Source organism: Citrobacter sp. R-1.5.2, from assembly GCF_035064245.1.
In the GTDB taxonomy this organism is placed as follows: domain Bacteria; phylum Pseudomonadota; class Gammaproteobacteria; order Enterobacterales; family Enterobacteriaceae; genus Citrobacter.
On the sequence record NZ_JASEYC010000005.1, the window covers coordinates 156,704 to 180,839 of the forward strand.

Sequence of the window (24,136 nt, forward strand, 5' to 3'; positions counted from 1 at the left end):
TATGAAGCCTTCTATCGTTGCCAAACTGGAAGCCCTGCATGAACGCCATGAAGAAGTTCAGGCGCTGCTCGGTGATGCGGGAACCATCGCAGACCAGGAACGTTTTCGTGCATTGTCGCGCGAATATGCGCAATTAAGTGATGTTTCCCGTTGTTTTACGGACTGGCAACAGGTTCAGGAAGATATCGAAACGGCACAGATGATGCTCGACGATCCTGAAATGCGTGAAATGGCGCAGGATGAACTGCGCGAAGCAAAAGAAAAATGTGAACAACTGGAACAGCATCTGCAGGTTCTGCTGTTGCCAACCGATCCTGATGATGAACGTAACGCCTTCCTTGAAGTGCGTGCGGGAACCGGTGGTGATGAAGCGGCACTGTTTGCGGGTGATTTGTTCCGCATGTACAGCCGTTATGCTGAATCGCGTCGCTGGCGGGTAGAGATCATGAGCGCCAACGAAGGCGAACATGGTGGTTACAAAGAAATTATTGCTAAAGTCAGCGGCGACGGTGTCTACGGTCGACTGAAATTTGAGTCCGGTGGTCATCGCGTACAGCGCGTTCCGGCGACTGAATCTCAGGGACGTATCCATACTTCTGCCTGTACAGTAGCGGTGATGCCGGAACTGCCGGACGCAGAGCTGCCGGATATCAATCCAGCCGATCTGCGAATTGATACTTTCCGGTCATCGGGGGCGGGTGGTCAGCACGTTAACACCACCGACTCAGCAATCCGTATTACTCACTTGCCAACTGGTATCGTGGTGGAGTGTCAGGACGAACGTTCGCAGCATAAAAACAAAGCGAAAGCGATGTCGGTGTTGGGGGCGCGTATTCGTGCCGCCGAAGTGGCCAGACGTCAGCAGGCGGAAGCCTCTGAGCGGCGTAACCTGTTGGGCAGCGGCGATCGTAGCGATCGCAATCGTACCTATAACTTCCCGCAGGGGCGTGTGACCGATCACCGCATCAACCTGACGCTGTACCGTCTGGATGAAGCGATGGAAGGTAAACTGGATATGCTTATTGAGCCGATTGTCCAGGAATATCAGGCCGATCAGTTGGCGGCGTTGTCCGAGCAAGATTAATGGATTATCAGCAATGGTTGCGTGAAGCAATCAGCCAATTACAGGCAAGCGAAAGCCCGCGCCGTGATGCCGAGATCATACTTGAGTTCGTCACAGGCAAAGGGCGAACCTATATTCTGGCTTTTGGCGAAACGCAATTAACCGAAGCGCAGTGTGAACAGCTGAACGCGCTGGTGGCGCGCCGTCAGCGGGGGGAACCCGTCGCGCACTTAACCGGTGTTCGTGAATTCTGGTCGCTGCCGCTGTTTGTTTCACCCGCCACGCTCATTCCGCGTCCGGATACCGAGTGTCTGGTTGAACAGGCATTGGCGCGTTTGCCTGCCTCGCCGTGCCGTATTCTTGATCTGGGCACTGGTACTGGTGCCATCGCGCTGGCGCTGGCGTCTGAGCGTCCGGATTGCACGGTGACAGCAGTTGACCGCATGCAGGATGCCGTAGAACTGGCAAACCGCAATCGACTGAATCTGGCCATCGACAATGTGCGAGTGTTGCAAAGTGACTGGTTCAGCGCCTTGTCGGGACAACAGTTTGAGATGATCGTCAGTAACCCGCCATACATCGATGAGCAGGATCCGCATCTGGCACAGGGCGATGTGCGCTTTGAGCCACTGTCGGCGCTGGTCGCAGGCGAGAATGGTCTGGCGGATATAATGCTTATCATCGACCAGTCTCGCCGAGTTCTGACCACTGGCGGTTATCTGTTGCTGGAGCATGGCTGGCAGCAGGGCGAGGCCGTCCGTGATGCCTTTACCCGCGCGGGTTACCAGGCGGTTGAAACCTGTCGTGACTATGGCGGCAACGAGCGGATTACGCTCGGGCGCATCCCATCATGAATTCGTTCAGCACGCTACTCACTGTTCATCTCGTTAGCATCGTGCTTTCTGTCGGGCTACTCACGTTGCGTTTTTGGTGGCGTTCTACCAATACACGCCTGACATCAGCGCGCTGGACGCGTATTCTGCCACCGATCATTGATACCGTTTTACTTCTCAGCGGCGTGGCGTTGATCGCTAAAACGCACATCCTGCCATTCACCGAACAGGGGACATGGCTGACTGAAAAGCTGTTTGGGGTTATCATTTACATCGTTTTGGGTTTTATTGCGCTCGATTACCGTCGGGCGCGCAGCCAGCAGGCGCGATTAATCGCATTTCCGCTGGCGCTGGTGGTGCTGTACATCATCATTAAACTCGCCACCACAAAAATACCGTTACTGGGGTAAGTCATGAGGTCGTTAGCTGATTTCGAATTTAATAAAGCGCCGTTATGTGATGGGATGATCCTGGCGTCGGAGTCAATCCGTCTGGATTTTCCAACACAAACTGTCTACGACGAACTGGAACGTCTGGTGAGTCAGGCGCAAGAAGAAATTAGCCAGCTCCTGTCTCAGGATGAGCAACTGGAAAAACTGCTGGCACTTTTTTATGGCGAATGGGGGTTTACGGACACCCACGGCGTCTACCGTCTTTCTGATGCACTATGGCTCGACCAGGTCCTGAAAAATCGTCAGGGCAGTGCGGTTTCACTCGGTGCCATCTTATTGTGGATTGCTAACCGACTGGATCTGCCGTTGGTTCCGGTGATTTTCCCGACGCAGCTGATCCTGCGTATTGAATCGCTGGAAGGTGAGATGTGGTTGATCAACCCGTTCAATGGCGAAACGTTAAATGAACACACGTTGGAAGTGTGGCTGAAGGGTAACATTAGCCCGGTTGCTGAACTGTTCAACGAGGACCTTGACGAAGCGGATAACGCGGAAGTGATCCGCAAACTGCTCGACACGCTGAAATCTTCGCTAATGGAAGAGAGGCAAATGGAACTGGCGCTGCGAGCCAGCGAAGCATTACTGCAGTTTAATCCTGAGGATCCGTATGAAATACGCGATCGCGGATTGATTTACGCGCAGCTGGAATGTGAACATGTTGCGCTGACAGATTTAAGTTATTTCGTTGAGCAATGTCCGGAAGACCCGATCAGCGAAATGATCCGTGCGCAGATTAATACTATTTCGCACAAGCAAATTGTATTGCATTGATTAATAACACTTTACCTACCGTTTAAGGCGATCCTATGAAACAAAAAGTGGTTAGCATTGGCGACATCAACGTGGCAAATGACCTGCCGTTCGTGCTGTTTGGCGGAATGAACGTGCTGGAATCCCGCGATCTGGCGATGCGCATTTGTGAGCACTACGTAACCGTTACTCAAAAGCTGGGTATCCCTTACGTGTTCAAAGCCTCCTTTGATAAAGCCAACCGTTCTTCCATCCACTCTTACCGTGGGCCAGGCCTTGAAGAAGGGATGAAAATCTTCCAGGAACTGAAGCAGACGTTTGGCGTAAAAGTGATCACCGACGTTCATGAAGCCAGCCAGGCACAGCCTGTTGCTGATGTGGTGGATGTGATTCAGCTTCCGGCATTCCTCGCACGTCAGACCGATCTGGTAGAAGCGATGGCGAAAACGGGCGCTGTTATTAACGTGAAAAAACCGCAATTCGTGAGCCCGGGCCAGATGGGCAATATCGTGGATAAATTCCATGAAGGCGGTAACGACAAGGTTATCCTGTGCGACCGTGGTGCGAACTTTGGTTATGACAACCTGGTTGTCGATATGCTGGGCTTTAGCGTGATGAAGAAAGTTTCCGGTAACTCTCCGGTGATTTTTGACGTCACCCACGCGCTGCAGTGCCGCGATCCGTTTGGCGCAGCAAGCGGCGGCCGTCGCGCACAGGTTACCGAACTGGCTCGTGCCGGTATGGCGGTAGGCCTGGCGGGTCTGTTTATTGAAGCGCACCCGGATCCAGCCCATGCCAAATGCGACGGTCCGTCCGCGCTGCCGTTGGCGAAACTGGAACAGTTCCTCACGCAGATTAAAGCAATCGACGATCTGGTGAAAAGCTTCGATGAGCTGGACACTGAAAACTAAGAGCGTTGAACAGGCCGGGGGATATACCTCCGGCCTGTTATTCCCATCAGGCGCCAAACGCGCCGTCAATAGTATGCATTGCGCCTGTCACAAACCCTGCTTCAGGGCCAGCAAGCCAGGCAACCATTCCGGCAACTTCTTCCGGTCGCCCATGCCGTTTTAGCGCCATAAAGCTGTGCATCAGCTCTTTCAACGGACCTTCTGCCGGATTGGCATCGGTATCAATCGGGCCGGGTTGCACAACGTTCACCGTAATACCACGTGGACCAAAATCACGAGCCAACCCTCTTGCCATTCCTTGTAGTGCCGACTTGCTTAACGCATAAGAAGCCATACCGGCAATGGGCATACGGTCACCGTTTACTGAACCGATAATGATGATTCGTCCACCCTCAGGCATCTGGCGTGCAGCCTCCACCGCGGCGTAGTAGGGGGCGTGAATATTAATGCGGAAAAGACGCTCAACTTCATCAGGATCCTGATCCAGCGCGTCGCCGAACAGGATAATCCCGGCGTTAACGACCAACACATCTAACGGGCCACTTTCCCGCACCCGTGCGATAACGTCCTCGCGTCTGGCGCTGTCGGTTTGCGCCGTGCGGGTGCCAGTCTCATCGGCCAGCGCTTTGGCGGCGTCAGGAGAGCCGGAATACGTGAAGGTGACGGATGCCCCCTCCGCGGCAAAGCGGCGTACAATTGCCGCGCCGATCCCACGACTACCACCAAGAACCAGCACCGATTTACCCTTGAATGAAGACATCAGATACTCCTTGAACAATTATGTAGTGATCGATATATAATGGCCGCATGGTTTTCTGTCAATGGATTTATAATGATCACTACAAAATGTTCGCGTGCGCCGGGGCGACCGCGTAATTTTGACCCGGAACAGGCGGTTGCGACGGTACAACGTTTATTTCACGCCCACAGCTACGATACTGTTAGCGTGGCGGATGTCACTCAGGTTCTGGGTATCAAACCCCCCAGTTTCTACGCGGCTTTCGGGAATAAGCTCGGCCTCTATCAGCGAGTATTGAGCCGTTACGTGCAAACCGATGCGATCCCTTTTGACGATATTTTACGTGCGGACAGGCCCGTTGCTGACTGTCTGGCAACGCTGCTTGAGGAAGCGGCACGTCATTACGCTGCTGATCCTGATGCGGCAGGATGTTTAGTGCTGGAGGGAACACATTGCAATGATCCTGAGGCGCGCAATGCCGCCCGCGCGTTCTACTCGGTAGCTGAAAATAAGATCCATAACTTTATTGCCCAGCGTTACCCCGCAGAGGCGAAAAGTATGACCGATTATGTCTGTACCACGATGTTGGGTTTGTCGGGAAAAGCGCGTTGCGGACACTCGCTTGAACAACTGGTATCCAGCGCGCAACTTGCCAGCCTTGCGTTTCGGCACAGGTTTCCTGATTAGCTATGCACAAAAAAGGAAGATAAACATGATGAGTAAAATGGGCCTTTGCTTCAAAACTCCTCCTCCTGCTATTCGTAATATGGCGTTGGCTGCAATGCTGATGGGAACATCCTCATTGGCTCCTGCACAGGATAAGGCTGATGTTATTTTGTATAACGGCCAGCTTATTACCATGGACGAACAACAGCCAAACGCGCAGGCTCTGGCGGTAAAAGGGCAACACATTATTGCTGTCGGAAATAATGACGAGATTAAAAAATGGTCAGGACAGAATACGCGAGAAATTAACCTGGCGGGTAAAACGGTTATCCCCGGATTAATTGATGCGCATCTGCATGGTATTCGCGGAGGAAGGACGTTCTTATTCGAAACCTACTGGTTTGATGCCAAAACGTTACCTGATGCTCTGCGCAAACTGTCGCAATCGGCAGAAGAGAAAAATACGGCGCAGTGGGTGGCCGTGGTGGGATCATGGATACCTGAACAATTTGCCGAAAAGCGAGACCCAACCCTACAGGAACTCAATCAGGCGCTGCCTGCAAATCCTGCGTATATTCAGAGTCTTTATGACTATGCGTTGTTAAATCAACACGCTATTGATGCTCTCAAGCTTAACAGCCCTACGCCAGCTATCCCCGCTGGGATAATTATAGAGCGCAACGATAAAGGTTTTGCCACGGGGAAATTACGCGGCACCATTGGCAGTTTTAACCAACTTTTCGCTCAGATCAGTCAGGATAATAATGTAGGAGAAAACCTCAATGCCTTTATTCACTATTTAAATAAACGGGGTGTAGTGGGTTTTATTGACCCTTCAGCTGGGCAAGAACAGGCTTATCGCGATTTCTTTAGATTTCAGCAACAGCCGCCAATGAGGATGCGTGTTGGATATCGCTTATCTGCACCGCCCGGTAATGAGACCGAGTGGTTTAAACAGCGTCTGGCGTTTCGTCCGGCAGTGCATGATGATGGGAAAATATCCTTCTTAGGTTTTGGTGAAAGCCTGGTGCTGGAAATGAATGATGGCGTGCGGATGTCATCCGGATTTAGTTCATCGCCAGATGCCAAAAATGAACAATATAAGGTGTTACAGCTGGCGGCGCAGGAAGGTGTCCCCGTTGAAATACATGCTTATACCGATGATAGCGCAGACGCAATTTTGGATGTCATTAGCGAGGTGGCGAAATCACATGATATTTCCCAGCTTCGCTGGTCAATTGCCCATTTAAATACCGGTACGGCAGAGACGATAGCCCGGATGAAGCAATTAGGCTTAGCCTATTCTGTACAGATGGGGCCGTATTTTGAATCTCCCGCCATTGAACGCGCTAATGGCAACGCCGTTGCAGCACAGTCATCCCCCATTAAACCCGCACTGGAGCAAGGCGTGATCGTTGCAGGGGGGACGGATGCGACAAGAATAGGCGTTGCGGGTGTGTGGCATGCCATTGAATACCATGTGACGGGGAAAGCGCTCGATGGCTCTGTGCGTGACGAGAAACGCCGGGTCAGCCGGGAAGATGCGTTAAAAATGTATACGCTAAACGCCGCCTGGCTGGCATTTGCCGAACAGCAGAGAGGGAGTTTACGCGCAGGCAAGCTCGCTGATTTTGCCGTTCTGGATCAGGATATTCTGGCCGTTGCGGCAGATAAACTGCACCAGACACAAGCGCTATTCACGTTTGTGGATGGCCAGCAGGTTTATCCAGAGCAATAAGCATGGATAAAAAAACGGCCCTGCAAAGGGCCGTGGGTTGCACCTGAGTCGATTATCAGGCGAATATCGTCATCAGGTAGGCGATAAACAGTGCCAGATGCGCTGCACCGTTGAGCACATTGGTGCGTCCGGTGGAGAAGGAGATATGGCACAGCACCAGCGAAGAAACCATGACAATCATCTCTGGGGCGCCCAGCGCGAACACCAGGTCATTCCCCGTTGCCCACGCAATCAGTGTGACGACAGGTACGGTCAGTGAGATGGTGGCAAGTACCGAGCCGAAGAATAAATTCATCGCTCGCTGCACCTGGTTGTTCAGGACCGCTTTCAGCGCACCTAAACCCTCTGGGGAGAGAATGAGCAACGCTACCAGGAAACCGGTAAATGCCACTGGTGCATTCAACTCAGTGAGTAATGTTTCCAGCGGATTGGCATTCATTTTGGTAACGGCAATAACGGCAATCAAATGGATGACAAGCCAGGCGGCGTGCCATAGATTGCTGTGCGCTGAAGGTTTACCGTGATGTGGGTCGTCGTCGTCGCCCTCATCTTCATGCTCGTAAATAAACAGGCTCTGGTGTGTTTTGGTCTGGATCAACAAAAATACGCCGTACATTGCTGCTGAAATTAACGCCACCAGCAGTGCCTGTGCAGTGGTGAAATTCGCTCCCGGTAATGCCATCGGGAATACCAGCACGATAATGGCCAGCGGGAATAAAGCGATTAAATACTGCTTAATACCGAACAGGTTCATATACTGGGTAGCAAATTTTCGGCCGCCCAACAGTAATGAAAATCCGACCAGCCCACCGGTTACGATCATAATGATGGAATAGAGCGTATCGCGCATTAGCGTGGGCGCGGCGTCACCGGTTGCCATTAATGCGGAAATTAAACTGACTTCGAGAATAACCACCGAAAGGCTGAGAATCAGCGAGCCATAGGGCTCACCAAGTCGGTGAGCTAATACGTCTGCATGACGGACAACGCTGAATGCGCTACTTAATATACCAACAAGGGCTAGTGCGTTAATGCCGATGACCACTGGTAGTGACTGACTGCTCCCCCAAAAGAACAGTACTACCAGCGCCAAGATCGGAAAGGCGAGTGAGGTCTCCTTGTGGCGGGTTTTTACCGCCTCATGTGCATGTGTCATGTAATTCATTCTCCATCTCTGCAGGTGCTTATAATTATAAATGTATTAAAGAATGTAAAAAATAACAGATCTTTCGGTATTTCCGATCTGATTTTACGTAATTTTACGGCATGGACCATTTTTTGCATCAAAGTGAGCAAAATGGGGTGTCTTGTTAAGAGAGTATTTAAATAACAAGATGTTAGGTTTCTGAATCAATCAAAATATCACACGATGATATGCTGGCGGTCGAGCCAGACCGGGACATAAAAAGAGGATATAAAGTGCCGTTGAGTCTTTGTTGCCTTGCATGCAGTCGGTGAATTGCCTATTGTCCTGGTATTGGTTTCAAAATGAGCAGTAAAAAAGCCTGGAAGGCGTCAAAAAAGTTGTCGCAGGGAAGTCGCAGTGGCGGAGGTGTAAGGTGTTAACGCGTGATTTTTTATTGAATGCTGACTGTAAGACGGCATTTGGTGATATTGAAGAATCACTACTCTGGTCGGCGGAACAACGGGCAGCCTCACTGGCCGCCACGCTTGCCTGCCGTCCAGATGATGGACCGGTGTGGATCTTTGGTTATGGATCGTTGATGTGGAACCCGGCGTTAGAGTTTGAAGAGTCCTGTACCGGGACGTTAGTCGGCTGGCATCGCGCATTTTGTTTGCGCCTGACGGCAGGGCGAGGAACGGCGTGTCAGCCGGGACGGATGTTGGCCCTGAAAGAGGGGGGGCGCACTACGGGTGTGGCATACCGTTTACCGGATGCATCGCTGGAGCAAGAGCTGTCCCTGCTGTGGAAGCGTGAAATGATCACCGGATGTTATCTTCCAACCTGGTGTCAGCTCACGCTGGATGATGGCCGAACGGTGAGCGCGCTGGTCTTTATTATGGATCCGCGACATCCATTGTTTGAGTCCGATACCCGTGCTCAGGTTATCGCGCCGCTTATTGCTTCTGCCAGTGGACCATTGGGAACCAACGCGCAATATCTGTTCTCGCTGGAACAGGAATTGGTGAAGTTGGGGATGCAGGATGACTGTCTTAACGATCTGGTGATTACGGTCAAAAGATTGTTGGGAGAGAGCCTGCCGGAAGGCGTTATGCGCCCCGGATTTGCCTAAGCGTTGCCGGGTTATCTGTTGTGTGCCCGATAAGCGTAGCTGCTTTCGGGCATTACATCATCAGGCTGCAATATAACTGATTGAATGCTCCAGAGACTGGCTGTGGCTGTCGATCAGCACGTTCCAGACGCCGGTATACGGTACGGTCAGCCATGCATTATCACGATTCTGCACGCTTAAAATGTCGGTCTGCGTGTCTTTGACGTGATTTTTCTCGCTCATCAGATGGATGTGACAACGCTCTGAACAGCGTACCACCACCGTATCTCCACCAAATAATTTCAAACTTGCCTTCACTAATGCCATTTTTCACCCCGTTCTTGAAAACAACGTACTTTCTGTCGAAAGTGCTGCGTGATGTTGTTCACATTTCACTCATTGCATAACACCAAAGGGGAGGGCGTGGGATGCTGATTTTGATCAAAAAATGGCATAACGGTTAAACAAAAATGACAAAATCCCTTAAAAGGGTTGAAAGGGCGAGCTTACGTTTAACGAAACCGCGCCCATCTGAGATTAAATCGGGAAATTTCCGGCACTTTCAGTATGCTTGCCTGAAAGAGTTGGCATCAGAAGGTCAAAACCTTATCTGCTGCCAGCGTCCACTGAGCCAGTTCCACCAGCGTACCGACTTCAACGCCATCAATTAACGGCAGTGCAGTGATCCCGCGGCCATCGGTACAGGTTTTGCAGAGTTTTACCGGAACGTTTTGTGCTGTCAGGATTTCCAGCATTTGCTGAATATTATAACCTTCTGCGGGTTTCTGCCCGCGCAGCCCTGCAGTGACGGCATCCGACATTAAAAACAGGCGCAGGTCGAGGCTACTCTCCTGCTCGCGCAGAGCGATGGCCAGACGCAGACTGTTGAATAACGACTCACTTCCATAGGCTGCACCGTTCGCGATGATCACTATCTTTTGCATTTTGACTCCTGTTGTCGAATGGGAGGGATAATTACCAGCGGCTATGTTACTCCGTGTTGACTGTTGTGGAAAATGACGGAGGGGCAAATCAGTAAGTACCCCTTTATTTCCGGGTCAGAAAAGCCTGAAAACGGGGATAAGGGCTGCAAATCAGGGCTGAAGGCGTTATGGTTTAGGTTAAGTACTACGCCATAATTTATTGATGTAAGAAACAACTGACGATTTGAGCCGTTATTTTCACGCTTTTTGTGCTGTATTCACACTCTTGCTGCTGGCAGGAGGTACTGCCAGTGCGCAGTCTTCCTTCATGCAGCGCGCTGAAAACCCTTTCGATAACAACAATGATGGCTTGCCAGACCTCGGTATGGCGCCAGAATCCCGCGCGGGCGAAAAACAGTTTGCTGAAGTGGTCAAAGCCTTTGGTGAAGCCAGCATGATCGATAACGGACTTGATACTGGCGAACAAGCCAAACAGTTTGCATTTGGTCAGGTTCGCGACACGGTCAGTGAGCAGGTAAATCAACAGCTTGAATCCTGGCTTTCTCCGTGGGGGAATGCCAGCGTTGGGCTGCAGGTGGATAATGAAGGCAGTTTTACCGGCAGTCGGGGAAGCTGGTTTATTCCGTGGCAGGATAATCAACGCTTTCTGACCTGGAGTCAGTTGGGGCTCACCCAACGTGACGAAGGGCTGGTGAGTAATGCGGGGATTGGACAACGCTGGGTACGCGACGGTTGGTTGCTGGGCTATAACACCTTTTACGATAACCTGCTGGACGAGAATCTGTCGCGCGGCGGGTTTGGCGCCGAGGCGTGGGGAGAGTATCTGCGGCTATCCGCCAACTACTACCAGCCGTTTTCCTCGTGGCAGAATCGTTCTTCAACACAGGAACAAAGGATGGCGCGGGGCTACGACCTTACCGCGTTGATGCGGCTACCCTTTTATGAGCATCTCAATACCAGCGTCAGCGTCGAGCAATATTTTGGCGATCGGGTGGACCTTTTCCACTCGGGAACGGGCTACCGCAACCCGGTGGCGGTAAATTTGGGACTGAGCTATACGCCAGTACCGTTGATTACGGTGACCGCGCAGCATAAACAAGGCGAAAGCGGGATAAGCCAAAATAATCTGGGATTGACCCTCAATTATCGTTTTGGCGTTCCGCTAAAAAAACAGCTAATGGTGAGTGAAGTCGCAAGCAGCCGATCGCTGCGCGGGAGCCGTTATGACGATCCTCAGCGTAACAGCCTGCCAACGCTGGAATATCGCCAGCGTAAAACCTTATCTGTATTTCTGACAACACCGCCGTGGGATCTGAAACCCGGCGAGACGGTAGCGTTGAAATTACAGGTGCGTAGTCGGTATGGCATCCGCCATCTGACATGGCAGGGAGACACGAAAGCATTGAGTTTAACGGCCGGAAGCCATCCTCGCAGTGCGCAGGTCTGGACGATTATTATGCCGAAGTGGGATAGCAGTGAAGGAGCAACCAACCGTTGGCGGCTCTCCGTCGTTGTGGAAGACGAGCAGGGCCAGCGTGTCTCTTCCAATGAGATCACGCTATCACTGGCCGAACCGTTTAATGCCGTTTCGGGAAATAATCCTCGTTAATACTCGCGTTATCAGAAAATGCGTTCCTGGTGTACCCATACCGCGGCTTCAACGCGTGATTTAAGCTTCATTTTCTTCAGCATATGCTTCACATGCACTTTTACCGTGCTTTCGGTGATGTCGAGGCGGCGCGCAATCATCTTGTTAGGCAGCCCCTGGGCGATGAGCTTCAGAATATCGCGTTCACGCGGCGTCAACTGAGTCACATCACGATCGGAGGTCGCACGGTTAGCGCGCAGGCTGGCGGCCAGCACAGGGGTTAAGGCTTCACTCAGTACCATTTCGCCGGCGGCGGCTTGTTGCAATGCTTTCAGTAGATCTTCTGGCTCCATGTCTTTCAACAGATAGCCGTCAGCACCGCGTTTCAGGGCGGTCACTACGTCTTCTTCATGGTTGGAAACACTGAAAACGACGATGCGTCCGGACAGAGATTTCTCTCGTAGCTTATCAAGCGTTTCCAGACCGTTCATGCCGGGCATGTTGAGGTCTAACAGGATCAGATCGGGATCAAGGGATTCAGCCAGCTCGATACCCTGCTCGCCATTACTGGCTTCGCCGACCACGGTGATATCGGACGCCATGCTGACAAGCTGTTTTACACCGGTGCGCAGCATCGGATGATCGTCGATCAACAGGATGGTTGCCGGTTCCAGATTACTCATGGGTATCTCCTTGGACTTCTGTGAAGTTTGTTTCGGGAATAAAAGTGACAGCAACTTCAGTACCGCCCGTCTCTCGACGGCGTACACGGCAATCGCCGCGCAAGCTCTGCGCACGGTCGCGCATTATAATCATGCCGTAGTGGTTACTGCGTTCGGCGTTTTCCGGTACGCCGCAGCCGTTATCTTGAACGGTCAATTTGACCTGTTTGCCATTTTGCACCACCGTCACGATTACTTCATTGGCCTGGGAGTGTTTAAGCGCATTACTCAGGGCCTCACGGGCAATCTGCAGCAGGTGGATCGCCTGATGGGATGGAACCAGGCGCGGCGGCAGCTGATAATCTAGCTTCACCGTAAAACCAAAGCGAGCGCTGTATTCCTGGCAACTGGCTTCCAGCGCAGGCCGCAATCCAGGCTCAGTCAACTGCAAACGGAAGGTGGTCAGCAATTCACGTAGCTGTGCCCAGGAGGCGTTCAGCTCGTTACGAATCTGACTTAGCAGCTCACGACTGTTCTCAGGGAGTGCGTCGCCCTGCATCTGCAAACAGCTGACCTGCATTTTCATACAGGAGAGCGATTGTGCAATAGAATCATGGAGTTCGCGAGCAATGGTGGCACGCTCTTCCATGACGATCAACTGCTGCTGACGTTCCTGGTGCCTGTCCAGCGCCAGTGTTGCGGTGAGTTGCTCTACCAGAGTATCGACCAGTTGCTGCTGATCGTGACTGAGATGACGCCCGTACGGCAAGGTGGCGAGCAGAATACCGTACTGGGTATGTGCATCGGTCAGCCGCCATTTCAGCGTAGTGCCACCCTCAATGGCGGGCAGTGTGCCTCGAGGACACAGATGACAACCTTTTTCATCGCAACTGGCACTCGACTGGCAGGTAAATTCCTGATGATTATCTTCATCTTCCAGGTCATAAACCCGCAACTCAATATCGTGCAGCAGCGTTAAATTTTGCAACCCGTTGAGTACTGGTGAAAGCCGCTCACACAGCGGTATCTGTGAGTGCAGACGGCGGTTGGCTTGCCACAGGAAAGAGAGGATCTGGTTTTTATGTTCCAGACCTGCGGTTTTTTCCTGTACCCGCTGTTCCAGTACGGCGTAACTTTCGGCCAGTTCTTCTGACATATTGTTCAGTGCCGAACCCAGTGCCGCCATCTCATTACGCCCGCTGATATGCGCACGTTGCGTAAAATCACGCTGGCTGACGGCGCGCGCCATCGCCAACAGCTGTTTCCATGGCTGCAACAGGCGTACGCGCAGCCAGATAATCGTAAAGACCAGCAGCAGAGCCATAAACACCGCCATCAGGCGATGCAGCATAACGACGCGTTCAATACGCAACTCCGTGGTATGGTCAAAGGCGGTAACCAGCTTATCCAGCCCGGTCACAAAGCGTGAAACGTCATCGGCGACCGCATCACCCGTTTGTGCATGCTTAAGCCCCGGTGCCAGTTCGGTGTGCCAGTAATCCTGCAATGCTTTTAACTGGGCCTGCTGGCCGTCGCGCTGTGCGGCACGAGTCAGTTCAGGGCTAAACGCTGTTTGTTCCATTTCATCCAGCAGTGGTTGATCGCTGGCGTCCAGCGGTACGGCAGCCAGCAAACGGTAGCTCTGCATCCGTAGCGAGCCGGCTTTATTGATTGCGTGAGCGCTACCCTGAATGCCTTGTACCAGCCAACCGGAGACAGCCATACCCGCCACGCCAAGCGCGGTAGACAGTAAAACAATCAGCGCCACCTGGTTAACCAGCGTAAGCGGGGAAAGACAACGTTTAAACATGTGACTTCTTCCTTCGGGTTTTCAGTGAGCAGAAAACCTTATTGAATGACGATTCTGCTGCAGGCAGTGCCGCTATTCTCAGCGATACACTGGAGTATACCCATACCTCAAACGGGCTACCCCTTAATTGCCGACGGGGGGAGAGATCCCGGACGTTGGGGAGTAGGGTGCGACAGAAGCGTGAAAAACCACATCTTTTTTACCGAAGTTATGTACTCATTTAGGGTAATGATAAATTTTAGGCGTTAATAATGACACCTTTTCCTTTGATTTATATCAACTTACCCCCGGCTGTAAACCCTAATGTTGCAGGCATCGAAACAAGTATCAGAGGTGTCTATGAGTCACTCATCTGCCCCGGAAAGGGCATCTGGATCTGTAATTACAGAATGGCGGCCGGAAGATCCCGCCTTTTGGCAACAAAGAGGTCATCGTATTGCCAGCCGCAACCTGTGGATTTCCGTCCCTTGTCTGCTGCTGGCGTTTTGCGTATGGATGTTATTTAGCGCAGTGGCGGTGAACTTACCGAAAGTGGGATTCGATTTCACCACTGAGCAGCTGTTTATGCTGACGGCATTGCCTTCAGTTTCCGGCGCACTGCTGCGCGTACCGTACTCCTTTATGGTTCCTCTGTTCGGCGGTCGTCGCTGGACGGCATTCAGCACAGGTATCCTGATCATCCCCTGCGTGTGGTTAGGCTTTGCTGTGCAGGATACCACCACGCCGTTCAGTACCTTTATTATTATCTCCCTGCTGTGCGGCTTTGCCGGTGCAAACTTTGCGTCCAGCATGGCAAACATCAGCTTCTTCTTTCCAAAGCAGAAGCAGGGTGGGGCGTTGGGGCTGAACGGTGGTTTGGGCAACATGGGCGTCAGTGTGATGCAACTGGTTGCGCCGCTGGTGGTCTCACTGTCCATTTTCGCCGCTTTTGGCAGCCACGGCGTTGAACAGCCGGACGGCACGCAGCTGTATCTGGCCAATGCCGCCTGGATTTGGGTACCGTTCCTTGCGATTTTCACGCTGGCGGCATGGTTTGGCATGAACGAACTGGCAACGTCGAAAGCGTCGTTAAAAGAGCAATTGCCGGTGCTGAAACGCGGGCATCTGTGGATTATGAGCCTGCTGTATCTGGCAACCTTCGGCTCTTTTATCGGCTTCTCCGCAGGTTTCGCGATGCTGTCAAAAACGCAGTTCCCGGAAGTGCAGATCCTGCATTACGCCTTCTTTGGCCCGCTGATTGGTGCACTGGCGCGTTCTGCCGGCGGGGCAATTTCCGACCGTCTGGGCGGGACTCGCGTGACATTGGTTAACTTCGTGTTGATGGCCGTCTTCAGCGCCTTACTGTTCCTGACCCTGCCAACCGATGGGGTAGGTGGTAACTTTATTGCCTTCTTCGCGGTATTCCTGGCGCTGTTCCTGACGGCTGGTCTGGGTAGTGGCTCAACTTTCCAGATGATCTCTGTCATCTTCCGTAAGCTGACAATGGACCGGGTGAAAGCGGAAGGCGGTTCTGAAGAGAAAGCGATGCGTGAGGCAGCGACTGACACAGCAGCGGCTTTGGGTTTTATCTCAGCGATTGGCGCGATTGGCGGCTTCTTTATTCCGAAAGCGTTTGGTACGTCTTTGGCATTAACGGGCTCGCCGGTTGATGCAATGAAAGTGTTTCTGATCTTCTATGTCGCCTGCGTGGTCATCACCTGGGTGGTATACGGCCGTCATTCTAAAAAGTAAAAAAGTTGTATACACAAAATCAATCGAGCTGCATCAAGGCAGGCAAGTGAGAAATCCCCAGGCGCTTACCGAAGTGAGTGACTGGGGAGAACGAGCGCAGCCAACGCAGAAGCAGTTTGAATGATGAAGTGTAGGTTGATTATCCATTGCGCGGTGTTAGACCGCGCTTTTTTTTGTCTTAAATTAGTTACAACATACTTTTGTATTGTGACATAACAACAGCCTGTAAGAGTGGTGCCAAGAATATGCTAAGCAGGGGGGATACCCCTTAATACCCACTTGTAAAGAATTTAACATTTGCACGAGAAGTTGTTTTTGGAATCTGCTTATAAATCAATTAATTATATTTAAAATCAATATCCTACTTAAGGGGTATACGAAAATTAACCACCTATTTTCATCCCTGTCTGCCTTGATCGTTATCAATTATCACGCCCTTTCAGAGCGTTACCTTCACTCCCAATCAAGCAATGTCGATTTATCAGAGAGCCGTCAGGCTCCTACAGGAGAAAACCGATGAGTAAATTCCTGGACCGGTTTCGTTACTTCAAGCAGAAGGGCGAAACCTTTGCCGATGGGCACGGCCAGCTTCTCAACACCAACAGGGACTGGGAGGATGGATACCGCCAGCGTTGGCAGCATGACAAAGTCGTGCGTTCAACCCACGGCGTAAACTGCACCGGCTCATGCAGTTGGAAAATCTACGTGAAAAATGGTCTGGTAACCTGGGAAACCCAGCAAACTGACTACCCGCGTACTCGTCCTGATCTGCCAAACCACGAACCTCGCGGCTGCCCGCGTGGTGCGAGCTATTCCTGGTATCTCTACAGCGCTAACCGCCTCAAATATCCGCTGATGCGCAAACGTCTGATGAAGATGTGGCGTGAAGCGAAAAGACTGCACAGCGATCCCGTTGACGCCTGGGCCTCCATCATCGAAGACGCCGATAAAGCAAAAAGCTTCAAACAAGCGCGTGGTCGTGGCGGGTTTGTCCGTTCTTCCTGGCAGGAAGTCAACGAACTGATTGCGGCATCTAACGTCTATACCGTGAAAACCTATGGTCCTGACCGCGTTGCGGGTTTCTCACCGATCCCGGCGATGTCGATGGTTTCTTATGCGTCCGGTGCTCGTTACTTGTCACTGATTGGCGGTACCTGCCTGAGCTTCTACGATTGGTACTGCGACCTGCCGCCTGCCTCTCCGCAGACCTGGGGCGAGCAGACTGATGTGCCGGAATCTGCTGACTGGTACAACTCCAGCTACATCATCGCCTGGGGTTCTAACGTACCGCAGACCCGTACTCCGGATGCGCACTTCTTCACAGAAGTTCGCTACAAAGGGACCAAAACGGTCGCGATTACGCCGGACTACGCAGAAATCGCCAAGCTTTGCGACCTGTGGCTGGCACCGAAGCAGGGGACTGATGCCGCAATGGCGCTGGCGATGGGCCACGTTATGCTGCGTGAGTTCCATCTCGACAACCCAAGCCAGTACTTTACCGACTACGTGCGTCGTTACACCGACTTCCCGATGCTGGTGATGCTCGAAGAGCGCGACGGTTACTATGCCACCGGTCGTATGCTGCGTGCGGCGGATTTGGTCGATTCTCTGGGCCAGGAAAACAACCCGGAATGGAAAACTGTCGCGATTAACAGCAACGGCGAGATGGTTGCGCCGAACGGTTCAATCGGTTTCCGCTGGGGCGAAAAAGGTAAATGGAACCTGGAGCAGCGCGACGGTACGTCTGGTGCCGAAACGGAACTGCAACTTAGCCTGCTGGGTAGCCAGGATGATATCGCGGAAGTCGGTTTCCCGTACTTCGGTGGCGAAGGAACTGAACATTTCAATAAAGTCGAACTGGAAAACGTTCTGCTGCATAAACTGCCGGTTAAACGACTCCAGTTGGCCGATGGCTCTACGGCGCTGGTGACCACCGTTTACGATCTGACCATGGCTAACTACGGCCTTGAGCGTGGTCTGAATGATGAAAACTGCGCGACCAGCTACGATGACGTAAAAGCGTATACCCCTGCGTGGGCAGAAAAAATCACCGGTGTTTCACGTTCTCAAATTGTGCGTATTGCCCGTGAATTTGCTGATAACGCCGATAAAACCCACGGACGTTCGATGATCATCGTCGGTGCGGGTCTGAACCACTGGTATCACCTCGATATGAACTATCGCGGCCTGATCAACATGCTGATTTTCTGCGGCTGTGTCGGTCAGAGCGGCGGCGGCTGGGCACACTATGTGGGCCAGGAAAAACTGCGTCCACAGACCGGCTGGCAGCCACTGGCGTTTGCACTTGACTGGCAGCGTCCTGCGCGTCACATGAACAGTACGTCCTACTTCTATAACCACTCCAGCCAGTGGCGCTATGAGACGGTAACAGCGCAAGAATTGCTGTCGCCGATGGCGGATAAATCCCGCTATAGCGGTCATCTGATCGACTTCAACGTGCGCGCCGAGCGTATGGGCTGGTTGCCGTCCGCACCGCAGTTGGGGACTAACCCGCTGTACATTGCGCGTGAGGCGGAAAAAGCGGGGATGACACCCGTCGATTACACCGTTAAATCGCTGAAAGAAGGTTCTATTCGCTTTGCGGCAGAACAACCAGAAAACGGTAAAAACCATCCACGTAACCTGTTTATCTGGCGCTCTAATCTGCTGGGTTCATCCGGTAAAGGCCATGAATACATGCTGAAGTATCTGCTGGGTACTGAGCACGGTATTCAGGGACTGGATCTGGGTAAACAGGGCGGCGTGAAACCAGAAGAAGTGGAATGGCAGGATAATGGTCTCGACGGCAAGCTGGATCTGGTGGTGACGCTGGACTTCCGTTTGTCGAGCACCTGTCTGTATTCCGACATCGTGCTGCCAACGGCCACCTGGTATGAAAAAGACGACATGAATACCTCGGATATGCATCCGTTTATTCATCCGCTGTCTGCTGCTGTTGACCCGGCCTGGGAATCGAAAAGCGACTGGGAAATCTACAAAGCCATCGCCAAGAAATTCTCTGAAGTTTGTGTGGGTCACCTTGGCAAAGAAACCGACGTGGTGACACTGCCTATCCAGCACGACTCTGCTGCTGAACTGGCGCAGCCGCTGGACGTGAAAGACTGGAAAAAAGGCGAATGTGACCTGATCCCTGGCGTCACCGCACCGCACATCATGACCGTCGAGCGTGATTACCCGGCAACTTACGAGCGCTTCACCTCTATCGGCCCGTTGATGGACAAAGTCGGTAACGGTGGTAAAGGGATTGCCTGGAATACTCAGAGCGAAATGGATCTGCTGCGTAAGCTCAATTACACCAAGGCAGAAGGTCCGGCGAAAGGCCAGCCTTGTCTTAATACAGCCATTGATGCCGCTGAGATGATCCTGACGCTGGCACCGGAAACGAATGGCCAGGTCGCCGTTAAGGCCTGGGCTGCGCTGAGTGAATTTACCGGCCGTGACCATACGCATCTGGCGCTGAATAAAGAAGACGAGAAGATTCGCTTCCGCGATATTCAGGCGCAACCGCGCAAAATCATCTCCAGCCCGACCTGGTCAGGTCTGGAAGATGAACATGTTTCTTATAACGCCGGTTACACCAACGTTCATGAGCTAATCCCATGGCGCACGTTGTCTGGTCGCCAGCAGCTGTATCAGGATCACCAGTGGATGCGTGACTTCGGTGAAAGCTTGCTGGTCTATCGTCCGCCAATCGACACCCGTTCGGTGAAAGAGGTGATGGGCGAGAAGTCCAATGGCAACCCTGAAAAAGCGCTCAACTTCCTGACGCCGCACCAGAAGTGGGGTATCCACTCTACCTACAGTGACAACCTGCTGATGCTGACGTTAGGTCGCGGCGGTCCGATTGTGTGGATGAGTGAAGCCGATGCGAAAGATTTGGGCATCGAAGATAACGACTGGATCGAAGTTTTCAACAGCAACGGTGCCTTAACTGCCCGTGCCGTTGTCAGCCAACGTGTGCCGGCCGGGATGACCATGATGTACCACGCGCAGGAACGTATTGTGAACCTGCCTGGTTCAGAAATTACCCAGCAGCGTGGCGGGATCCATAACTCGGTAACGCGTATTACGCCGAAACCGACCCACATGATCGGCGGCTATGCACATCTGGCCTACGGCTTTAACTACTACGGCACCGTAGGGTCGAACCGTGATGAGTTCGTTGTGGTACGTAAGATGAAGAACATTGACTGGTTGGATGGTGAAGGCAATGACCAGGTACAGGAGAGCGTAAAATGAAAATTCGTTCACAAGTCGGCATGGTGCTGAATCTCGATAAGTGCATCGGTTGCCACACCTGTTCAGTAACCTGCAAAAACGTCTGGACCAGCCGTGAAGGTGCCGAATATGCCTGGTTCAACAACGTTGAAACGAAGCCAGGTACGGGGTTCCCGACTGACTGGGAAAACCAGGAAAAATGGAAGGGCGGTTGGATCCGTAAAATCAACGGCAAGCTGGTGCCGCGCATGGGTAACAAAGCGCTGCTGCTGGGTAAAATCTTTGCTAACCCGCATCTGCCGGGCATTGATGATTACTACGAGCCGTTTGATTTTGACTATCAGACGCTGCACAACGCGCCCGCTGATAGCAAGGCGCAGCCGATCGCCCGTCCGCGCTCGCTGATTACCGGTCAGCGTATGGACAAAATCACCAAAGGTCCGAACTGGGAAGATGACCTGGGCGGTGAGTTTGAGAAGCTGGCGAAAGACCAGAACTTCGAAAATATGCAGAAGGCGATGTACGGGCAGTTTGAAAACACCTTCATGATGTATCTGCCGCGGCTGTGCGAGCACTGCCTGAACCCGGCGTGCGTGGCGACCTGCCCGAGCGGTGCCATCTACAAGCGTGAAGAAGATGGCATCGTGCTGATCGATCAGGACAAGTGCCGCGGCTGGCGTATGTGCATCACCGGGTGTCCGTACAAGAAGATCTACTTCAACTGGAAGAGCGGTAAATCTGAGAAGTGCATCTTCTGCTATCCGCGTATTGAAGCTGGCCAACCGACGGTATGTTCTGAAACCTGTGTCGGTCGTATTCGTTATCTCGGCGTGTTGCTGTATGACGCCGATGCTATCGAAAGCGCTGCAAGCACCGAGAACGAGAAGGATCTGTATCAGAGTCAGTTGGACGTATTCCTCGATCCAAACGATCCGGCGGTGATTGAACAGGCACTGAAAGATGGCATTCCGCTGAGCGTGATCGACGCGGCCCAGCAGTCGCCGGTATACAAAATGGCGATGGACTGGAAGCTGGCGCTGCCGCTGCATCCGGAATACCGCACGTTACCAATGGTCTGGTATGTACCACCATTGTCACCGATTCAGTCCGCTGCTGATGCGGGTGAACTGGGTAGCAACGGTATTCTGCCGGACGTGGACAGCCTGCGTATCCCGGTTCAGTATCTGGCGAACCTGCTGACTGCGGGTGATACCCAGCCGGTACTGCGGGCGCTGAAACGTATGCTGGCGATGCGTCACTACAAACGCGCAGAAACTGTAGACGGCAAAGTCGATACCCGCGCGCTGGAAGAGGTCGGTCTGACTGAAGCCCAGGCACAAGAGATGTATCGTTACCTGGCGATTGCTAACTACGAAGATCGTTTTGTGATCCCGAGCAGCCATCGCGAACTGGCGCGTGAAGCATTCCCGGAGAAAAGCGGTTGTGGTTTCACCTTCGGTGATGGTTGCCACGGTTCTGATACGAAATTCAATCTGTTCAACAGTCGCCGCATTGATGCTGTCGATGTGACCAGTAAAACGGAGCCGCACCAATGATTGAACTCGTCATTGTTTCGCGTCTGCTCGAGTACCCGGATGCTGCCTTGTGGCAGTATCAGCAGGAACTTTTCGATGCACTCGCGTCATCTGAAAACCTGGACAAAGAGGATGCCCAGACGCTGGGCGTTTTCCTGCGCGATTTAACTGCGCAGGATATGCTGGATGCGCAGGCAAGCTATAGCGAACTGTTCGACCGTGGTCGTGCGACGTCACTATTGCTGTTTGAACATGTTCACGGTGAATCCCGCGATCGCGGCCAGGCGATGGTTGACCTGATGGCTCAGTATGAGCAGCACGGACTACAACTCGATAGCCGCGAATTGCCTGATCACTTGCCGCTGTATCTGGAATATCTCGCACAGTTGCCAAAAAGCGAAGCGTTAGGTGGCTTGCAGGATATCGCCCCGATTCTGGCGCTGCTCAGCGCGCGACTGCAACAGCGCGAAAGTCGCTACGCGGTGCTGTTCGATCTGCTGTTAAAGCTGGCGAATACCGCTATCGACAGCGACAAAGTGGCCGAAAAAATTGCGGATGAAGTTCGTGACGACACGCCGCAGGCATTGGATGCTGTTTGGGAAGAAGAGCAGGTGAAATTCTTTGCCGACCAGGGATGTGGTGAGTCTGAAATTTCTGCTCATCAACGTCGTTTTGCCGGGGCCGTTGCGCCGCAGTACCTGAACATCACCACCGGAGGACAGAACTAATGCACTTCCTGAATACGTTCTTCTTTGACATCTATCCGTATATTGCGGGTTCTGTCTTTCTGATTGGCAGCTGGTTACGCTACGACTACGGTCAGTATACCTGGCGTGCGGCTTCCAGCCAGATGCTGGATCGCAAAGGGATGAACCTTGCGTCAAACCTGTTTCACATTGGGATCCTCGGCATCTTCGCGGGTCATTTCCTGGGGATGCTGACGCCGCACTGGATGTACGAAGCGTGGTTGCCGCTTGAAGTGAAGCAAAAGATGGCGATGTTTGCCGGTGGTGCCAGTGGTGTGATGTGCCTGGTGGGGGGCGTGCTGCTGCTGAAACGTCGTCTGTTCAGTCCGCGCGTGCGTGCAACGACCACGGGTGCCGACATTCTGGTGCTGTCTGTTCTGGTTATCCAGTGTGCGCTGGGTCTGCTGACCATTCCGTTCTCGGCTCAGCATATGGACGGTAGCGAAATGATGAAGCTGGTGAACTGGGCGCAATCAGTGGTGACCTTCCACGGTGGGGCGTCTCAGTATCTGGATGGCGTAGCATTCATTTTCCGTATGCACCTGGTATTAGGTATGACGCTGTTCCTGTTGTTCCCGTTCTCGCGTCTGGTACATATCTGGAGCGTGCCAGTCGAGTATCTGACACGTAAATATCAGATTGTGCGCGCCCGTCATTAATTTCGCGTTGTAACGCACCAAACCCCGCTTCGGCGGGGTTTTTTTATGCCAGTTCGCCGGATGGCGGCGTAACCGCCTTATCCAGCCTACGTAGGTGTCAGTGGACTTTGTAGGCCTGATAAGCACAGCGCATCAGGCAAATTGTGGGCACGTATCGAGTTTGTAGGCCTGACGAGCGCGCGCACCAGGCAAATTGCGGGCATGTATCGACTTTGTAGGCCTGATAAGCGCAGCGCATCAGGCAAATAAAGGGCATTGAAGATTGATTTTGTGTTGGTACTTTATGAAGTAAGGGGGGGGGAGAAGGATGACTCAGCGCTATGCGCTTCGCCCTTCGGGTCGTTGCCTGCGGTAACGCTTTCTCGCTATGCTCGAATCGAACCTCAGTCGAAGCTTTTCATCCTTCCCGCATGGGCAGAATATAGGGCATTGCGTATTGATTGAGATGTAGTGCTTTAGGAAGTGATGGTGGTGGGGGAAGGATTACTCAGCGCTGCGCGCTTCGCCCTTCGGGTCGTTGCCTGCGGCAACGCTTTCTCGCTAACGCTCGAATCGAACCTTAGTCGAAGCTTCTCATCCTTCCCACATCGGAAGAATATGAGGTATTGCAGATTGATTTTGTGTTGGTATTTTATGAAGTGATGGTGGTGGGGGAAGGATTCGAACCTTCGAAGTCGATGACGGCAGATTTACAGTCTGCTCCCTTTGGCCGCTCGGGAACCCCACCAGGGGTAATTCAAATTGTAGGCAGTGCTTGAAGATGGTGGTGGGGGAAGGATTCGAACCTTCGAAGTCGATGACGGCAGATTTACAGTCTGCTCCCTTTGGCCGCTCGG

General features: G+C 52.6%; 20 protein-coding genes, 1 tRNA gene and 2 other RNA genes. 14 read left to right on the forward strand and 9 right to left on the reverse strand.

Features of this window, described 5'->3' with window-relative positions:
- Window position 1 precedes the first annotated feature (1 nt).
- The 5 genes from prfA to kdsA are packed head-to-tail and all read left to right on the forward strand — an operon-like array spanning window position 2 to window position 4,009.
- Window positions 2-1,084 (forward strand): peptide chain release factor 1, encoded by a 1,083-nt coding sequence (prfA, locus tag QMN38_RS11640; protein WP_271440914.1) that lies wholly within the window; start codon window positions 2-4, stop codon window positions 1,082-1,084.
- Window positions 1,084-1,917 (forward strand): peptide chain release factor N(5)-glutamine methyltransferase, encoded by an 834-nt coding sequence (gene prmC / locus QMN38_RS11645; protein WP_271440915.1) that lies wholly within the window; start codon window positions 1,084-1,086, stop codon window positions 1,915-1,917. The genes prfA and prmC overlap by 1 nt, the downstream gene beginning before the upstream one ends.
- Window positions 1,914-2,306: an invasion regulator SirB2 gene (gene sirB2 / locus QMN38_RS11650; protein WP_323605106.1), complete on the forward strand. Its 393-nt coding sequence runs from the start codon at window positions 1,914-1,916 to the stop codon at window positions 2,304-2,306. The genes prmC and sirB2 overlap by 4 nt, the downstream gene beginning before the upstream one ends.
- Window positions 2,307-2,309: 3 nt before the next feature.
- Window positions 2,310-3,119 (forward strand): invasion regulator SirB1, encoded by an 810-nt coding sequence (gene sirB1, locus QMN38_RS11655; RefSeq protein ID WP_202038490.1) that lies wholly within the window; start codon window positions 2,310-2,312, stop codon window positions 3,117-3,119.
- Between the two features lie 35 nt (window positions 3,120-3,154).
- The gene (gene kdsA / locus QMN38_RS11660) at window positions 3,155-4,009 is read left to right on the forward strand and encodes a 3-deoxy-8-phosphooctulonate synthase (protein ID WP_048211463.1); all 855 of its coding nucleotides are present in this window, start codon (window positions 3,155-3,157) and stop codon (window positions 4,007-4,009) included.
- A gap of 46 nt (window positions 4,010-4,055) precedes the next feature.
- Here kdsA and bdcA read toward each other — a convergent pair whose 3' ends face one another.
- The gene (gene bdcA, locus QMN38_RS11665) at window positions 4,056-4,769 is read right to left on the reverse strand and encodes an SDR family oxidoreductase (RefSeq protein ID WP_137381688.1); all 714 of its coding nucleotides are present in this window, start codon (window positions 4,767-4,769) and stop codon (window positions 4,056-4,058) included.
- A gap of 72 nt (window positions 4,770-4,841) precedes the next feature.
- On the opposite strand from bdcA, the gene QMN38_RS11670 reads away from it, so the two are divergent.
- Together QMN38_RS11670 and QMN38_RS11675 are read left to right on the forward strand one after the other, a co-directional pair.
- On the forward strand, window positions 4,842-5,435 hold the full coding sequence (locus tag QMN38_RS11670) for a TetR/AcrR family transcriptional regulator (protein WP_323605107.1): 594 nt from the start codon (window positions 4,842-4,844) through the stop codon (window positions 5,433-5,435).
- Between the two features lie 25 nt (window positions 5,436-5,460).
- Window positions 5,461-7,152 carry an amidohydrolase gene (locus tag QMN38_RS11675; protein ID WP_323605108.1) on the forward strand — a complete coding sequence of 564 codons (1,692 nt, stop codon included), beginning with the start codon at window positions 5,461-5,463 and terminating at the stop codon, window positions 7,150-7,152.
- A gap of 55 nt (window positions 7,153-7,207) precedes the next feature.
- Here QMN38_RS11675 and chaA read toward each other — a convergent pair whose 3' ends face one another.
- Window positions 7,208-8,308 carry a sodium-potassium/proton antiporter ChaA gene (gene chaA / locus QMN38_RS11680; protein ID WP_271449257.1) on the reverse strand — a complete coding sequence of 367 codons (1,101 nt, stop codon included), beginning with the start codon at window positions 8,306-8,308 and terminating at the stop codon, window positions 7,208-7,210.
- Window positions 8,309-8,711: 403 nt separating this feature from the next.
- Here chaA and QMN38_RS11685 point away from each other — a divergent pair, with 403 nt between their 5' ends.
- Window positions 8,712-9,407: a gamma-glutamylcyclotransferase gene (locus QMN38_RS11685; RefSeq protein ID WP_323605109.1), complete on the forward strand. Its 696-nt coding sequence runs from the start codon at window positions 8,712-8,714 to the stop codon at window positions 9,405-9,407.
- A 60-nt stretch (window positions 9,408-9,467) separates the two neighbouring features.
- Here the strand turns inward: QMN38_RS11685 and QMN38_RS11690 are convergent, their stop codons facing one another.
- Both QMN38_RS11690 and QMN38_RS11695 read right to left on the reverse strand, forming a co-directional pair.
- Window positions 9,468-9,713: a DUF1883 domain-containing protein gene (locus QMN38_RS11690; RefSeq protein WP_042318612.1), complete on the reverse strand. Its 246-nt coding sequence runs from the start codon at window positions 9,711-9,713 to the stop codon at window positions 9,468-9,470.
- A 263-nt stretch (window positions 9,714-9,976) separates the two neighbouring features.
- Entirely contained in the window at window positions 9,977-10,330 is a 354-nt protein-coding gene (locus QMN38_RS11695; protein ID WP_271456308.1) for a DsrE/DsrF/TusD sulfur relay family protein, read from the reverse strand.
- A 223-nt stretch (window positions 10,331-10,553) separates the two neighbouring features.
- Here QMN38_RS11695 and QMN38_RS11700 point away from each other — a divergent pair, with 223 nt between their 5' ends.
- Window positions 10,554-11,939 carry a YchO/YchP family invasin gene (locus QMN38_RS11700; RefSeq protein ID WP_323605110.1) on the forward strand — a complete coding sequence of 462 codons (1,386 nt, stop codon included), beginning with the start codon at window positions 10,554-10,556 and terminating at the stop codon, window positions 11,937-11,939.
- Window positions 11,940-11,950: 11 nt separating this feature from the next.
- Here the strand turns inward: QMN38_RS11700 and narL are convergent, their stop codons facing one another.
- Complete coding sequence (gene narL, locus QMN38_RS11705; RefSeq protein ID WP_061068018.1) at window positions 11,951-12,601, reverse strand: two-component system response regulator NarL; 651 nt, start codon at window positions 12,599-12,601, stop codon at window positions 11,951-11,953.
- The gene (gene narX / locus QMN38_RS11710; RefSeq protein ID WP_323605111.1) at window positions 12,594-14,390 is read right to left on the reverse strand and encodes a nitrate/nitrite two-component system sensor histidine kinase NarX; all 1,797 of its coding nucleotides are present in this window, start codon (window positions 14,388-14,390) and stop codon (window positions 12,594-12,596) included. The genes narL and narX overlap by 8 nt, the downstream gene beginning before the upstream one ends.
- Before the next feature lie 339 nt (window positions 14,391-14,729).
- Here narX and QMN38_RS11715 point away from each other — a divergent pair, with 339 nt between their 5' ends.
- From QMN38_RS11715 to narI, 5 genes are all read left to right on the forward strand, one after another.
- A complete protein-coding gene (locus tag QMN38_RS11715; protein WP_271449260.1) occupies window positions 14,730-16,121 on the forward strand; it encodes a NarK family nitrate/nitrite MFS transporter in 1,392 nt (463 codons plus the stop codon).
- Between the two features lie 516 nt (window positions 16,122-16,637).
- Window positions 16,638-20,381 (forward strand): nitrate reductase subunit alpha, encoded by a 3,744-nt coding sequence (locus QMN38_RS11720; protein WP_323605112.1) that lies wholly within the window; start codon window positions 16,638-16,640, stop codon window positions 20,379-20,381.
- On the forward strand, window positions 20,378-21,916 hold the full coding sequence (gene narH, locus QMN38_RS11725) for a nitrate reductase subunit beta (protein WP_137381696.1): 1,539 nt from the start codon (window positions 20,378-20,380) through the stop codon (window positions 21,914-21,916). Before QMN38_RS11720 ends, narH begins: the two co-directional genes overlap by 4 nt.
- On the forward strand, window positions 21,913-22,623 hold the full coding sequence (gene narJ, locus QMN38_RS11730; protein WP_271440925.1) for a nitrate reductase molybdenum cofactor assembly chaperone: 711 nt from the start codon (window positions 21,913-21,915) through the stop codon (window positions 22,621-22,623). The genes narH and narJ overlap by 4 nt, the downstream gene beginning before the upstream one ends.
- Window positions 22,623-23,300, forward strand: coding sequence for a respiratory nitrate reductase subunit gamma (gene narI / locus QMN38_RS11735; RefSeq protein WP_045443634.1), 678 nt, complete (start codon window positions 22,623-22,625; stop codon window positions 23,298-23,300). The genes narJ and narI overlap by 1 nt, the downstream gene beginning before the upstream one ends.
- 291 nt (window positions 23,301-23,591) lie before the next feature.
- Here narI and QMN38_RS11740 read toward each other — a convergent pair.
- The 3 genes from QMN38_RS11740 to QMN38_RS11750 all read right to left on the reverse strand — a co-directional run bounded on the left by QMN38_RS11740 (window position 23,592) and on the right by QMN38_RS11750 (window position 24,027).
- Window positions 23,592-23,722, reverse strand: a non-coding RNA gene (locus QMN38_RS11740) — RtT sRNA.
- 44 nt (window positions 23,723-23,766) lie between these two features.
- Window positions 23,767-23,898: non-coding RNA, RtT sRNA (locus QMN38_RS11745), on the reverse strand.
- 44 nt (window positions 23,899-23,942) lie between these two features.
- A tRNA-Tyr gene (locus QMN38_RS11750) sits at window positions 23,943-24,027 on the reverse strand.
- Window positions 24,028-24,136 lie beyond the last annotated feature (109 nt).